The following is a 14,959-nucleotide window of genomic DNA, read 5'->3' on the forward strand; positions in this document are numbered from 1 at the left end:
GCAAACCTAACCTGAACACTGCGTCGTACTCACCGGCTCCGGTGGGCGGCATCCCGCACAGGCGCCGGAGCCGGGTGAGCACGACGGGCCCGTCAGTGACGGGTTGGGGTGAGGTCCTTGGTCCAGAGGACGTGGCCGAACAGGTTGCGCAGCGACACGGTGAACACACGGGTCCGCGGGTCGATCTCGGTGTAGCCGAAGAACTGGTTGCCGCCGGCCGGTGACTGGCTCGGGAAATCGGCCACCTTCGAGAACACGACCTCCGGCCCGAAGGTGCTGTCCAGCGCGTTCGGTCCGAAGGTGCCGGCGTTGATCGGGCCGGCCACGATCTCCCAGAACGGATCGAAGTCGGTGAACGCCGCCCGGGACGGGTCGTAGTGGTGCGCCGCCGCGTAGTGCACGTCGGCGGTCAGCCAGACCGCGTTCCGCACCTTGTGCTTCTTGAACTGGCTCAGCACCCACGCGATCTCGTGCTCGCGACCACCGGGAGCGCCCGGCAGACCGTTCGCGACCGCCTCGACCAGGTCGGCGTCCGGCACCAGCAGGCCGAGCGGCATGTCGCTGGCGATCACCTTCCAGGTCGCCTTCGAGGCCGCGGCCTCGCGGACCAGCCAGGCGGCCTGCTCGGCGCCGAGCATCGCGACCGGGCCGACAGTCGACGGCACCGGGTTCGCGCCACGGTACGTGCGCATGTCGAGGCAGAACACGTCGAGCAGCGGACCGTAGCTGACCTTGCGGTAGATCCGGTCGCGCCCCGACACGTGCTCCATCGGCAGGTACTCGAGGAACGCCTTCTTCGCCCGCGACGCCAGGACATTGACCCGCTTCTCCGTGTACCGGTCATCCGTGAGGATCTCCCCCGGGTACCAGTTGTTCAGCGTCTCGTGGTCGTCCCACTGCGCGACCAGCGGTACGTCGGCGTACAGCGAGCGCACGTTCTCGTCGAGCAGGTTGTACTTGTACCGGCCGCGGTACTCGGCCAGCGTCTCGGCGACCTTCGAGACCTCCTCGGTCACGACGTTCTTCCACACGGTGCCGTCGGCAACCTTCAGCTCGGCCTGGAGCGGGCCGTCGGCGTAGATGTTGTCGCCGGAGTGCAGGAAGAAGTCCGGCCGGGTGTCGTGCATCGCCTTGTACGCGATCATCCCGCCGAGCTCCGGGTTGATGCCGTACCCCTGGCCCGCGGTGTCACCGGTGAACACGAACGACACCGGCCGGTTGCGTCCCGGCGTGGTGAACGAACCGTCCAGCGTCTCGCCGATCCGGCCGTGCGCGTCCTCGAAGCCGAGCCGGTAGTCGTATCGCTGTCCCGGACGCAGTCCACGCAGCGGCAGCCGCGCGGTGAAGTCGTCGTCGGCCGAAGTCTTCGGGCCGCGTAGGCGGATCGCCCGGTCGAACCGGCCGCTGCTGGTCAGCTGGACCACGAGCCGGCCGGGCCGGTCGGTCCGCGACCAGACGACGGCCGAGGACGGCGTCACGTCGGCGCTCGCGATCCCCGACGGCAGAGCCGGCCGGTCGCGACGGACGAGATTCGGGGCCGCAGCGGCCACCCCAGGTACGGCGAGGGTGGCACCGGCAACGGTGGATGCGGCCAGGAGTTGGCGGCGACTCAGTTTCATGACCCGAAGGTGCGCCCCACGGGTGACGCCCAGGTGACACCGGCGCGAACTGGGTGCCAACTTGCCCGATCGGCGGCGCTGGCCCGGCGGAGTACCCGCGTTGCCGACCCGGTGCCCAAGCATCCGTGCAGGTCAGCGCCCGATTGCCGGTCCGGCGAACCCGCTTAACACGGTGCGCATGCGATTGGGCGTACGGCGTAACCGGGCCTGGCGACCGTCGATCCATCAAACGATCGAGGAGGCTGCCATGTACCGAGTTCCCGATCTGCCCGAGTTGCAAGCCGCCGCCGAACGGCTCGGCGTGACGCTGGGCACCGAAGAGGCGGCGGTCTTCCGCCTTCACCTCGGCCGGATGCTGGCCGAGTTCGACGACTTCGTCCAGTCCCGGACCCCCGAGGTCCGGCCGCCGCGATTCCCCGGCGCCCGCGAACCCGGGTACCGCCCCGGAGCGGACGAGGACCCGCACAACGCCTGGACCTGGAAGTGTTCGATCCCCGGTAGCGCCGAGGGAATCCTCACCGGCCGGACGGTCAGCTACAAGGACCACATCGCCGTGGCCGGGATGCCGATGGCGTTCGGCGCACACGTGCTGTCCGGGCACACGCCCGACTTCGACGCGACCGTCGTACAGCGTGCACTGGAGGCCGGCGCCACTGTCGTCGGCAAGAACGTGATGAACGGGCTGGCCGGTGGTTTCGGCTTCGGCGGCGGCGTCGGCGACTTCGGCCGCCCGATGAACCCGCACAACCCGGCCTACCTGACCGGCGGGTCGTCGTCGGGTTCCGCGGCCGCACTGGTCGACGGCGACGTGGACATCTCGTTCGGCGGCGACCAGGGTGGTTCGATCCGGATCCCGGCGTCGTGGTCCGGCACCGTGGGGCACAAGCCGACGTTCGGCCTGATCTCGCACTTCGGCATCGGCTTCGGTTCCGACCAGAGCATCGACTACACCGGCCCGATGACGATGTCGGTCCGCGACGCCGCGCTCGCACTCGAGGCGGTCGCCGGGTACGACGGCCTGGACCCGAGACAGACCCGCGAGGTCCCCGAGCGGTACGACGCAACCATGGCACTGACCGATGACGTCGAGGGGCTGCGGATCGGCGTACTGCGGGAAGGATTCGACGGCGCGACTGAAGCCGTCACCGACTCCGTTCAACAGGCGATCGAGGTGTTCGAGAAGCTCGGCGCAGTCGTCAGCGAGGTGTCCGTTCCGGAGCACCTGACGATCGGCACGGCGCAGCAGGCGATGTCGGCCGAGGCAGCACTGGCGATCCGGGGTGCCGGTTTCTACGGCGCGTTCACCCGGACCTACTACCCCGAGGACACGATCGCGGCGATCACCAGTGCCTGGCAGCACGGGCAGGAACTGCTGGATCCGCGCGGTCTGCTCACCTTGCTGACCGGAGAGTTCAGCCGACGGTACTGGGCCGGGCGGCTCTACGCGAAGGCACAGAACGTCCGCCCCGGCTTCATCGCGGCGTACGACCGGGTGCTGGCTGACGTCGACGTACTCGTGATGCCGACTACGGTCACGCAGGCGCCGAAGTTCGAGCCGATCGACGACCCGCTGACGGCACTCGACACCGCGATGCGCAGCCCGGTCTCGCAGAGCGCGGTCGCGAACACCCGGCCGTTCAACTTCACCGGGCACCCGGCGCTCGCCGTGCCGTGCGAGAAGCGCGACGGGCTGCCGGTGAGCATCCAGCTGGTCGGAAAGATGTTCGACGACGCGCTGCTGCTCCGCGCCGCACAGGCCTTCACCACCGCCGTCCCGTTCGCGGAATGGCTCGCGGTCGACGCCTGAATTCCACTGTGACAATTCCCGGGATCGTTTACGAGCGAGATACCGGAATGGTCGGCGAATGAAACATGACGGCCATATCTTCGATGCTGGAAACCCTTCTGTCACAGGGCTTTCAGCATCGAATCCGCTCCGTTGAAAGCACCCGGAGAATCCCCCTGGAAGGAATCTGAGAATGTCGCTGACGATTGAGACCCGGGCCGCCGGGACAACGACACCCGCGATAGCGCCCGCACTCCGGGTGCGGGACCTGGTCACCGAATTCCGCGGCCGGTACGGCGCGGTCCGCGCGGTCGACGGGGTGTCGTTCACCGTGCCGCGAGGCAGCGTGCTGGCCGTGATCGGCGAGTCCGGCAGCGGCAAGAGCGCGATGCTGCGCTCGATCATCGGGATCAACCCGCCGACCACCTTGGTCACCGGGGAGATCTCGGTCGGCGGCCGGGATCTGCAGACGATGTCGCCGCGGGACCGCCGGACCGCTCGCGGCAGCGACGTGTCGATGGTCTTCCAGGATCCGCTGACCGCCCTCGACCCCGTCTACACGGTGGAGAAGCAGTTGGTCGAGGCGATCCGTAAGCATCACGAGGGACTGGACAAGGCGCAGGCGCGGCAGCGGGCACTCGAACTGCTCGAGCTGGTGCGGATCCCGTCCGCGGCCGCCCGTCTGAAGGCGTACCCGTCCGAGCTGAGTGGTGGCATGAGGCAACGAGTCGTGATCGCGATGGCGATCGCCGGCCGCCCGACCGTGCTGCTGGCGGACGAGCCGACCACCGCGCTCGACGTCACCGTGCAGGCCCGGATGATGCGGTTGTTCCGGCAGATCCAGCGCGACATCGACATGGGTCTGGTCATCGTCACGCACGACCTCGGCGTCGCCGCGGAGCTCGCCGACGAGGTGGCGGTCATGTACGCGGGCCGCTTCGTCGAGCACGGGACTGCCACCCAAGTCCTGACCCGCCCATCCCACCCCTACACGGAGGGACTGATCGAGGCGAACGTCCGGGCCGGCCAAGACCGCCGCCCGAACGCGATCCCCGGTGCGCCGCCGAGCCTCGACCAACTGCCGCCCGGCTGCGCCTTCGCGCCACGCTGCCGGTACGCCGTCAGCGCCTGCTGGGACGTCCGTCCGATCACGCAACTCGTCGGCGACGGCCACTCGAGCAGCTGCCTACTGGCCTCCTAACATGGGCCTCCGTCTCAAACACGCCCTCCTCGCGCTGCTGCTCGTCGTCCTGGCCGGATGTACGTCGGCAGCGGCGAGCGGACCGCCACCGACCGGGGGTGAGCTCCGGATCGCCATGTCCGCAGGCAACATCCCGTTCCCGTCCACCCCGCCGAACGAGGGCTACGAGGGTTACCGCTTCGTCGGCAACAACATCTACGACGGTCTCACCCGCCTGAACCTGGACCAGTCCACCACCCTGCCGACGCCGCAGCCGTCCCTCGCCGAGTCGTGGACGACGTCGAAGGACCTGACCACCTGGACCTTCAAGCTCCGTCAAGGCGTGCATTTCCACGACGGCACGGCCTTCGACGCGGATGCGGTGATCTTCCAGTTCGATCGGCTCCGCACCAAGACGTCGCCGTACTACGACTCGAAGTCAGCGGCGAGCGCGGCCGCCGCGTTCCGGTACTTCAAGTCTTGGCGCAAAGTCGACGCCCGGACCGTCCAGATCACCACCACGCAGCCGTACGCGTGGCTGGTGTGGGACCTGGCCGGCATCTTCTTCCCGAGCCCTGCCGTGGTGAAGAAGTACGGCAACGACAACTACAACCAGCACGCCTCCGGCACCGGTCCGTTCCGGATGACGAAGTACGTCGACGGTGAGGAGATGGAGCTCACCCGCAACGACAACTACTGGGGTGGCAGGGTCAAGCTCGGCCGGATCGTGCTGTACCCGCAGCCCGAACCTGCCTCGCGACTGTCGATGCTGCAATCCGGTGAGGTCGACTGGGCTGAGGTCCCGTCGCCCGACTCGGTCCAGCAGTTGCGCAACGAGCACTACCAGATCGAGATGGGCAAGTACCCACACGGCATCATGCCGCGGTTCAACCTGTTCCGAACGCCCTTCAAGGACAACCTGAAGTTGCGCCAGGCACTCAATTACGCGCTCGACCGGCAAGGCACGGCCGCCTTGCTGAACAACGTCGGCTACCCGGCGACGGAGTACGTGTACGACGGCAATCCGTCGTACACGAAGGCGACGCAGGGCTACAGCTACGACGTCGCCAAGGCGAAGCAACTGCTCGCGGAGGCCGGCTATCAACCCGGTCAGCTGACGATCACGATGGCCTATCCGACTGGTGGTTCCGGGAACATGTACCCGGACACGATGATGCAGAAGCTCCAGGCCGACTTCGCCGCGATCGGCGTGCACACGAACCTGCGGCCGCTGGAGTGGAACACGATCATCTCGATCGGGCTCGACGGCCTGAACGCCAAGCAGTGGAGCGATATCGACATCCTCTGGGCCTCCCCCGCGGCCGGGATGATACCGACCGGCTACAGCGCCACCTTCTTCTGCAACCGCCCCGGCGGACTGCCGAACGCGGCCGGGCTGTGCGACCCGAAGATCGACGCGGCCCTCACAGCTGCGAGTCAGCAGTCCGACGTCGCCTCGCAGTACCGCTATCTCCAGCAAATGATGGATGTCGCGCTGAAGAACGCGTACTTCCTGTTCTGGATGCACGACCTCAACCTGCGCGTGCTCAGTCCCAAGGTGCACGGCTACGTCCAGCCCCAGTCCTGGTGGGTGGACTTCACCCAGATCACGGTCGAGGAGGACTGACCTATGCTGCGTGTCGCGGTACTCCGGATCTCGATGGCGGTGCCGATCCTGTTCGGTGTCTCCGTCATCGTGTTCCTGCTGATGAACGTGCTGCCCGGCTCGGCCGAGGCCTCGCTGGTCAGCGACGACATGTCTGCCGCCGAACGGCAGGCGATCCGCGACGAGCTCGGGCTGAACGACCCGCTGCCGCTGCGGTACCTGCACTGGCTGGGTGACGCGCTCCAGGGCAACCTCGGGTACTCCGCCCAGCGACGCCGGGACGTCTCCGACCTGCTCATGCAGGCCTGGGGCAACACCGCCGTACTAGCCCTTGTCTCGGCTGTGTTCGGGATCAGCCTGGGTCTCTGGCTCGGGTACGTCGCCGGCACCCGGAGGGGCACGTTGATCGATCGGCTCACCGGCGTACTCAGTCTGTCCGGGTTGAGCATCCCGTCGTTCTTCCTGGCGATCATCCTGCTCGCGGTGTTCGCCGGCTGGCTCCGGCTGCTGCCGTCAGGTGGCGCGAACCTCGACTCGGGGCTGCTGATGGCGCTGCGAAGTCTGGTTCTGCCGGTGTTGTCCGGGTCGCTGATCACGATGGCGATCACGGCCCGGGTAACCAGGGCGAGCATCGTCGACGTGGCCGGGGCGGACTTCGTCGAAACGCTGCGGGCCAAGGGATTGAGCGAGTGGGAGGTACGCCGGCACATCCTGCGGAACGCGATCTCTCCGGTGCTCACTACCTCCGGCGTCCAGATCGGCGCCCTGCTCGGCGGCTCGGTGCTGGTCGAGACGATCTTCCGCTGGCCCGGGATGGGTCTCCTCGTGTTCACGGCGATCTCGGCCCGCGATCTGCTTGTCGTACAAGGCGCAACGCTGGTCATCGCGGTCACGTTCGTCCTGCTGAACCTCGTCGTCGACCTGCTCCAGGCCTGGATCGATCCCCGGGTGAGAGGAGCGGTCTCATGACCGAAGCAGTGGTTCCGACCCTGCTCGACAAGAGCTTCGGCGCCGGTACGACGGCTGCCGACCGAGACGAGGCGGCGCGCCGCCGGGACGAGTGGAACGCGGCCCGCACCAGCGAACAACCGCAGTCGTTCTGGCAGGCGACCCTTCGGAGGTTCGCCACCAACAAGGTGGGTGTGGTTGCTGCCGGCATCGTTCTCCTGCTGGTCCTCGGCGCGATCTTCGCACCACTGCTGACCAGCGCGGACCCGCTGATCGGCAAACCGTTGGACCGTCTGCAGAACGTCGGCTCCCCCGGCCATCTGCTCGGCACCGACGAACAGGGCCGGGACATGCTCGCCCGCGTTCTGTACGGCGGCCGGTTGTCGCTGCTCGCCGGCTTCGTGCCGACGATCGGTGCGGCCCTGATCGGGACAGCGATCGGCGTCACCTCGGGCATCATGCGGGGCGCGGTCGGGACGGTGCTGATGCGGACGATGGACATGCTGTACGCGTTCCCCGCGATCCTGCTGGCGATCGCGGTCGGCGCCTCGCTCGGTCCGGGGCTGACCAACACGATCATCGCGGTGACAATCGTGTTCGTCCCGCCAGTCGCTCGGGTGGCCGAGTCCGCCACTCGGCGGGTCGTCGTACAGGAGTTCGTCGAGGCGGCCCGGCTGAGCGGTGCGAGCACGTTGCGGGTCGCCCGTACTCAGGTGCTGCCCAACGTGCTGAACGACGTCATCGTCTACGCCTCCGGGCTGGTCGGGGTGGCGATGATCATCGCCGCCAGCCTGAGCTTCCTCGGCCTCGGATCGGCGCCGCCGGCACCCGAATGGGGCTACATGCTGAACAGCCTGCGCGGCATGGTCAGCGTCGCGCCGCTGGTCGCGATCGTGCCCGGTTTCTTCATCTTCCTCACCTCGGTGGCCTTCAACCTGGCCAGCGACGCGCTGCGGGAAGCGATGGACAGCCGCCTATGAGAAAGGAGGAGCAATGGCTGATCTACTAGAACTGATCGACATATCGAAGACCTTCGACGTCCGCTCCGGCGGCCGCCGGGCCACCCTGTCCGCGGTCGACCACGTCTCACTCACGGTCCGGCCCGGTACGACGCTCGGCATCGTCGGCGAGTCCGGCTGCGGCAAGTCCACACTGGCCCGGGTGATCGTCGGGCTGCACCTGGCCGACGACGGCGAACTGGTCTTCGACGGCAAGCAGATGCTCACCGGCAAACGCCGTACGCCGGGCGAACTCAAGCAGATGCAGATGGTGTTCCAGGACCCGTCGTCCGCGCTCAACCCGCGGGCCACGATCAGCGAGTCGATCGCATTCCCGCTGCAGGTGCAGGGCGCGTCCAAGTCGGTGATCGCGGAGCGAGTGGCCACGGTGATGCGGGACGTCGGACTGCCCGCGGCGTACGCGTCCCGGTATCCGCACCAGCTGAGTGGTGGCCAACGGCAACGAGTCAACATCGCCCGGGCGCTGGCCCTGCAACCGAAGCTGGTCGTCCTGGACGAGGCGGTCTCGGCGCTGGACAAGTCGATCCAGGCCCAGGTGCTGAACCTGCTCAGCGACCTGCAGGACGAGTACGGCCTGACCTATGTCTTCATCAGCCACGACCTCAACGTGGTCCGCTACCTCAGCGACGACGTCGCGGTGATGTATCTCGGCCAGGTGGTCGAGCAGGGCAGCGCGCAGCAGTTGTACGACGAGCCCAAGCACCCGTACACGCAGCTACTGCTGTCCTCCGTGCCGACCCTCGACCCGGCCGAGAGCACTCGCGACGAGCCGGTCGACACCGCGGACAGCACCGAGATTCCCAGTCCGATCGATCCGCCGAGCGGCTGCCGGTTCCGGACCCGCTGCCCGTTCGCGACCGATCTCTGCGCGCAGGTCGTGCCCGTGCCGATCCAGGTCGGCGAAGGCCGGACCGTCGCTTGCCATCTGTACACCACTCCTTAGGAGGCCCACCATGCCCGAACCCGCCGACATCGTCCCGGCGCTGCTCACCGCCGCGCAACTGACCGTCTCCGACACCGAACTGGCCACGTTCGTCCGCGACTACCCGCTGGTCCGGCAGGGCGCCGACGCGCTCTACCTGCTGGACCTCGGCGCGGACGAGCCCGCGATCAGATTCGACCCGCTCGACTTCTACCCCGCCGGAAAGGAAGCCTGAATGCTCCCCATCACCATCAAAGACGCCGCCGCCGCACTACGCGATGGAAGCATCACCTCAACCGCTCTGACCCAGCAGATCCTCGACAAAGCCACGGCTCTCAACCCAGCCCTTGGCGCGTACGTCGAGATCACCACCGAGGCCGCGCTCGACCAGGCAGCTGCCGCGGACGCCGCGCTGGCGGCCGGCGAGGACCACGGACCGCTGCAAGGCATCCCGCTCGCGATCAAGGACATCATCGCGCTCGAAGGCACGCCGACCACGGCGAACAGCCGCGTGCTCGCACCGGACTGGAACGGCGGCGTCGACGCGCCGGTGGTGAGCCGGCTACGCCAGGCCGGCGCGGTGTTCGTCGGCAAGGCGACCACCAGCGAGTTCGCCATCGGGTTGCCGGACGCAACCAAAGGCTTCCCGGTCCCGCACAACCCGTGGAACGTCGAGCACACGCCGGCCGGCTCGAGCTCCGGCACCGGTATCGCGGTCGCTGCCGGTCTCGCTCTCGGCGGCCTGGGTACCGACACGGGCGGCTCGGTTCGCGGTCCGGCCGCGGTCAACGGTCACACCGGCCTGAAGGTCACGTTCGGCCGGGTCCCGAAGAGTGGCGTCGTACCGCTCGGTTTCAGCCTGGACAGCATCGGCCCGATGGCCCGCAGCGCGTGGGACTGCGCCGCGCTGCTCGAGGTGATGGCGGGGTACGACGTGACTGACCCGAACTCGGCTCAGCAGCCGGTCCCGGCGTACACCGGGCTCCTGGACGGGTCGGTCGACGGACTGCGGATCGCCTTGCCGACTTCGTACTTCTTCGATCATGAGCAGCTCGATCCCGAGATGCACGACGCCGTACTCAGCGCGGTCAAGCAGCTCGTCGGACTGGGCGCGTCCTCGTCCGAGGTGGAGCTCGCCCACGCCGCCGAGGCCAAGGACGCGAACCACATCATCCTGGTCGCCGAGGCGTACGCGTACCACCGCAACAACCTGGTGAACCGCTGGACCGACTACGGCGTACACACCCGGCCGACGCTTGCCCGCGGTGCCTTCTACAACGCCGGCGACATCGCGCAGGCCGAGCGCTTCCGCCGGTACTTCGCCCGCCAGGTCGCCGCGCTACTCGACGAGTACGACGTGATCATCACACCGGCCGCACCGACGCCGGCCGAGCGGGCCGCGGAGCTGACCCCGAGCAAGCGGCTGCAGGTCCCGAGCTTCACCGGTCACTGGAACCTGACCGGCCTGCCGGCTGTCGCCGTACCCGTCGGCTTCTCCACGAGCGGACTGCCGCTGTCGATGCAGATCATCGGCAAGCCGTTCGCCGAAGGCACCGTGCTGAAGGTCGCCGACGCGCTGCAGCGGGTCAGCGACTGGCACCTCGCCGTACCGCCCGTCGGCACGCTGGCCGCCTGAGCCTCACGAGGCCACCGAGCGCTCGGCCGGTCCGCGCATCACGGTCGCGAACAGGAGCCGGTCCGAGCGCGCGTGCGACACGCTGTACTCCAGCGGACGGCCGTCGAGGGCCCTGACGACCCGGCTGGTGTCCAGCAGCGCGAACCCGACGTCCACCTGCAGGGAGGCGGCACTGATCGGATCGGCCATCGAGCAGCCGATCTGCAGTTCGGTGTCGCCGACCGGCTCGTGGATCACGTCGGCGATCAATTCGTACGGCGACCTGTTGAGGCTGGTCGCCGGACCGCGAAGCAGTACGGCGAACGGGTCGGCCGGCAGGAACGCGGACCGAATGCTGAGCGGGTACCCGTCCAGCGAGGTGACCGATTCCAGGATCACCACCTCGGCGCCGGTCCCGAGCTCGAGCCGCTCGGCGATGAAGGCCGGCGCCGGGTGCAGGCTCGCATAGGTGGTCCGGATCGCCACCCGGGTGCCCTCGGCGTTCACGTCCTGGGCGAGGTCGCGGGACACCTCGATCCCGTGCTGCAGCGCACTCGGAGTCAGGGCGAACGTCCCGGCGCCGCGAACCCGCTCGACCAAGCCCTGCTCGGCCAGGATCGCCAGTACGTCCCGGATGATGCCGCGGCTGACGCCGTACTTGCGGATCAGGGCGTCCTCGGCCGGCAGCGGAGTCTCGGCCCAGTCGCCGCTGAGCAGCTCGGTCCGGAGCAGGTCGCAGACCCATTGCACCGTGCGGGAGCGTCCGGGACCGCGTCGCGAACGCTGCCCCTGAGCGGAAGGGTGTGTCACGGATCTCCTCCGATGGAGCCGGAGCCTGAGATTCCGGTCACCGTACTGCGGCCCGCTGGGCCCACCAAGCGATATCTCGTTTCCTGGCGCACGAGACCGGCCTTGTATGTGGCCACCGGACATGGTTCTGTTGGGGCGACAGCACCTTCTCGTGACGCTGCCCTTGGACCTGGTAGCGCATCGACCGATGCACTACACAGAACCGGGGCGTTTCTCATGTCACAGCTGCTTGCCGAAGACCATGACCCCTTACGGGCTCAACACAAGTACACAAATCTGTACACCGACCTGCTCCGCACCGTCCGCGAGCTCGGACTACTGAAACGGCGCCGTCGGTATTACTTCATTCGGATCGGTCTAGTCCTCGGCGCGTTCGTCGCGGTCTGGGTCGGCTTCGGCCTGCTCGGCAACTCGTGGTTCCAGCTGCTGATGGCAGGTGCGCTGGCGCTGGTGCTCACCCAGGTCGCGTTCCTGAGCCACGACAGTGCGCACCGGCAGATCTTCGACTCCGCCGCCTGGAACGACTGGACCGCCCGGCTCCTCGCCGGCGGCGTGATCGGCATGAGTGCGAGCTGGTGGCGGTCGAAGCACAACCGGCACCACCAGGCGCCGAACCAGCTGAAGAAGGACCCGGACATCGACATCGGTGTCATCGCCTTCACGCCCGAGCACGCGGCCAAGCGGACCGGATTCCAGGCGTGGCTGACCCGTCGCCAGGGCTGGCTGTTCTTCCCGCTGCTGACGCTCGAGGGCCTGAGCCTGTACGTCGCCAGCGTGCAGCACCTGCTCCGCCGCGGCGCGACCAAGGTCGAACGGATCGAGGCCGCGATCGTGGTCACCCGGCTGGCCGGATACCTGACAGTCCTGTTCCTGCTGCTGCCGATCGGCAAGGCCGGCGCTTTCCTGGGACTGCAGCTCGCGGTCTTCGGAGTCTGCCTGGGCGGATCGTTCGCGCCGAACCACAAGGGCATGCCGCTCGTCCCGAGGACGATGAAGCTGGACTTCCTCCGCCGCCAGGTGCTGATGTCCCGCAACATCCGCGGCGGCGTCGCCACTGACTTCGCGATGGGCAGCCTCAACTACCAGATCGAGCACCACCTGTTCCCGAGCATGCCGAGCCCGACCCTGCGAAGGGTCCAGCCGATCGTCCGGGAGTACTGCGAACTGCACGGCGTGAAGTACACCGAGGTCAGCCTGGTCTCGTCGTACCGGATCGTGGTGGACTATCTGAACAATGTCGGCCTGCGAGCCCGGGACCCGTTCGAGTGCCCACTCGCCGCACAGTACCGGGGATAGCACTTTGCCAAGCCGACTTCGCCGCGACATGTGGCCGCACACCCGCCTTCACGCCACGTCATCACGCTGGTCGACATGAGCGGCCAGCAGGAGTACGTCAGCCTCTACACGGATCTGCTCCAGACCGTGCGGGAGCTTGGCCTGCTCCGGCGGCGCCACGGCTACTACCTCGTCCGGATCAGTGTGGTCATGACCGGACTGCTGGCCGTCGCGGCCGGCGTCGTACTGCTCGGCAACTCCTGGTTCCAGCTGGTGCTGGCGTTCGTGCTGGCGCTGCTGCTGGTGCAGGTCGCGTTCCTGAGCCACGACAGCGCGCATCGGCAGATCTTCGACTCGGCCGCCCGCAACGACTGGACCGCGCGGATCCTGGCCGGCGCCGTACTCGGGATGAGCGTCAGCTGGTGGCGTAGCAAGCACAACCGTCACCACGGCGCGCCCAACCAGGTCGACAAGGATCCCGACGTCCAGCTGAAGGTGCTCGCCTTCCACCCGGACGCGGTCACCGAACGTGGACCTGTCGGGCAGTGGTTCGCGGCCCGACAGGGCTGGCTGTTCTTCCCGCTCCTGACCCTCGAAGGCGTCGGCCTGCACGCGTCCAGCCTGACGCACCTGCTGCGCCGCGACGCGAGCCGCACCGATCGCATCGACGCCGCGATCGTGGCTGCGCGGATCGCGGCGTACGTCGCTGCGCTCTACGTGCTGCTGCCGGCCGGGAAGGCGACCGCGTTCCTCGGCCTACAGCTCGCGGTCTTCGGCGTCTGTCTCGGTGCCGCGTTCGCCCCGAATCACAAGGGCATGCCGATCGTGCCGGCGTCGATGAAGCTCGACTTCCTCCGCCGCCAGGTGCTGACGTCCCGCAACATCCGCGGCGGCTTCTTCACCGACCTCGCGATGGGCGGGCTGAACTACCAGATCGAGCACCACCTGTTCCCGAGCATGCCGCGACCGACCCTGCGAAGGGTCCAGCCGATCGTCCGCGAGTACTGCGAACTGCAAGGCATCGCGTACGCCGAAACCGGCCTGTTCGCGTCGTACGGGATCGTGATCGACTACCTGAACAACGTCGGCCTCCGGGCCCGCGACCCGTTCGACTGCCCGCTGGCCGCCGATCTCCGATCAGGCGGGCGGAATCTCGCCTGACCCGCGGATCGTCAGCTTCACCGGGACCCGGACCGTGCGGCCGGGGCGGTGTGGCTCCGGGAGACGCTCGGTCATCAGCTGGATCGCGGTCCGCGCCATCACGTCGGCCGACTGAGCGACCGCGGTCAGGCCCGGGCTGAGCAGGTCCCCCAGCGCCAGGTCGTCGAACGACACCAGCGCGACCCGGTCCCGTCGGCCGGCCAGACCACGCAGTACCTCTGCCGTCGTCATGTTGTTTGCCGACAGCAACGCAGTGGCCGGCTCGGACCGGTCGAGGACGGCGGACAGGGTGATGCCGATGCCTTCGGTGGTCGGCTCGGACAGGTGGACCAGGTCCTCGTCGACGTCGATGCGGTGCCGGGCCATCGCGGCCCGGTAGGCGACCACGCGTTCGCGGGCGGTGAAGATCCGCTCGTCGTCGCCGAGGTACGCGATCCGGCGGTGACCCTGCCGGACCAGGTGGTCGATCGCCTGGTCGATCCCGCCGGCGTTGTCGGCGAGTACGGCGTCCGCCTCGATGCCGTGGGCCGGGCGGTCGATCGTCACGACCGCCATCCCGGCGTCGACATGCGGCGCCAGATACTCCTGGGTCTCCCCGATCGGCGCCATGATCAGCGCGTCCGGCCGACGGGCGACGAACTCCAGGCAGACATCCTTCTCCCGCTCCGGGTCCTCGTCGGTCAGCCCGATCATCACCACCGAGCCGGACGAGCGCGCCCATAGCTCGACCGCACGGCCGAGCGACGCGAAGAACGGGTCGCCGATATCGCGGATCACCACCGCGATCGTCCCGGTCTTGCCGCGGCGCAGCATCCGGGCGGACTCGTTCGGGGTGTAGTTCAGGTCCTTGATCGCGGCCTGGACCTTGGCGGTCAGCTCCGGGCTGACGTTCGGCTCCTCGTTCACCACCCGGGACACGGTCTTCAAGGCCACTCCCGCCCGGGCCGCGACCTCCTTCATCGTGGGCCGGCGCTGACCCGTCCCGTTCACCCCGCTGAAACTCATCGCCGGCCCACCC

13 protein-coding genes are annotated in these 14,959 nt (G+C 68.2%); 10 read left to right on the top strand and 3 right to left on the bottom strand.

What is annotated here, in order from left to right; genetic code table 11:
• Positions 1-92: 92 nt before the first annotated feature.
• Positions 93-1,619, bottom strand: coding sequence for an alkaline phosphatase D family protein (locus tag EV650_RS10190; RefSeq protein WP_134117618.1), 1,527 nt, complete (start codon positions 1,617-1,619; stop codon positions 93-95).
• Between the two features lie 247 nt (positions 1,620-1,866).
• Between EV650_RS10190 and EV650_RS10195 the strand changes: the two genes are divergently transcribed.
• The 8 genes from EV650_RS10195 to EV650_RS10230 all read left to right on the top strand — a co-directional run bounded on the left by EV650_RS10195 (position 1,867) and on the right by EV650_RS10230 (position 10,716).
• Positions 1,867-3,426: an amidase family protein gene (locus EV650_RS10195; RefSeq protein WP_166678076.1), complete on the top strand. Its 1,560-nt coding sequence runs from the start codon at positions 1,867-1,869 to the stop codon at positions 3,424-3,426.
• Positions 3,427-3,598: 172 nt separating this feature from the next.
• Positions 3,599-4,606, top strand: coding sequence for an ABC transporter ATP-binding protein (locus tag EV650_RS10200; RefSeq protein WP_134117622.1), 1,008 nt, complete (start codon positions 3,599-3,601; stop codon positions 4,604-4,606).
• A 1-nt stretch (position 4,607) separates the two neighbouring features.
• Complete coding sequence (locus tag EV650_RS10205) at positions 4,608-6,212, top strand: ABC transporter substrate-binding protein (RefSeq protein ID WP_134117624.1); 1,605 nt, start codon at positions 4,608-4,610, stop codon at positions 6,210-6,212.
• 3 nt (positions 6,213-6,215) lie between these two features.
• Positions 6,216-7,160 carry an ABC transporter permease gene (locus EV650_RS10210; protein ID WP_134117627.1) on the top strand — a complete coding sequence of 315 codons (945 nt, stop codon included), beginning with the start codon at positions 6,216-6,218 and terminating at the stop codon, positions 7,158-7,160.
• On the top strand, positions 7,157-8,119 hold the full coding sequence (locus EV650_RS10215; protein WP_134117629.1) for an ABC transporter permease: 963 nt from the start codon (positions 7,157-7,159) through the stop codon (positions 8,117-8,119). Before EV650_RS10210 ends, EV650_RS10215 begins: the two co-directional genes overlap by 4 nt.
• 13 nt (positions 8,120-8,132) lie before the next feature.
• Positions 8,133-9,101, top strand: a complete 969-nt coding sequence (locus tag EV650_RS10220; protein ID WP_134117631.1) for an ABC transporter ATP-binding protein — start codon at positions 8,133-8,135, stop codon at positions 9,099-9,101.
• 10 nt (positions 9,102-9,111) lie between these two features.
• Positions 9,112-9,315 carry a hypothetical protein gene (locus EV650_RS10225; RefSeq protein ID WP_134117633.1) on the top strand — a complete coding sequence of 68 codons (204 nt, stop codon included), beginning with the start codon at positions 9,112-9,114 and terminating at the stop codon, positions 9,313-9,315.
• Entirely contained in the window at positions 9,316-10,716 is a 1,401-nt protein-coding gene (locus tag EV650_RS10230; protein WP_134117635.1) for an amidase, read from the top strand.
• A 3-nt stretch (positions 10,717-10,719) separates the two neighbouring features.
• Here the strand turns inward: EV650_RS10230 and EV650_RS10235 are convergent, their stop codons facing one another.
• Positions 10,720-11,445, bottom strand: a complete 726-nt coding sequence (locus EV650_RS10235; protein WP_166678077.1) for a GntR family transcriptional regulator — start codon at positions 11,443-11,445, stop codon at positions 10,720-10,722.
• Positions 11,446-11,721: 276 nt separating this feature from the next.
• On the opposite strand from EV650_RS10235, the gene EV650_RS10240 reads away from it, so the two are divergent.
• The gene (locus EV650_RS10240) at positions 11,722-12,801 is read left to right on the top strand and encodes a fatty acid desaturase family protein (protein WP_134117639.1); all 1,080 of its coding nucleotides are present in this window, start codon (positions 11,722-11,724) and stop codon (positions 12,799-12,801) included.
• Positions 12,802-12,876: 75 nt separating this feature from the next.
• Positions 12,877-13,941 (top strand): fatty acid desaturase family protein, encoded by a 1,065-nt coding sequence (locus EV650_RS10245; RefSeq protein WP_134117641.1) that lies wholly within the window; start codon positions 12,877-12,879, stop codon positions 13,939-13,941.
• On the opposite strand, the gene EV650_RS10250 is transcribed toward EV650_RS10245, so the two are convergent.
• Positions 13,918-14,946 carry a LacI family DNA-binding transcriptional regulator gene (locus tag EV650_RS10250; RefSeq protein WP_134117643.1) on the bottom strand — a complete coding sequence of 343 codons (1,029 nt, stop codon included), beginning with the start codon at positions 14,944-14,946 and terminating at the stop codon, positions 13,918-13,920. The two genes, EV650_RS10245 and EV650_RS10250, sit on opposite strands and share 24 nt — an antisense overlap.
• Positions 14,947-14,959 lie beyond the last annotated feature (13 nt).

The organism is Kribbella kalugense, assembly GCF_004365875.1.
Taxonomy (GTDB): Bacteria; Actinomycetota; Actinomycetes; order Propionibacteriales; family Kribbellaceae; genus Kribbella; species Kribbella kalugense.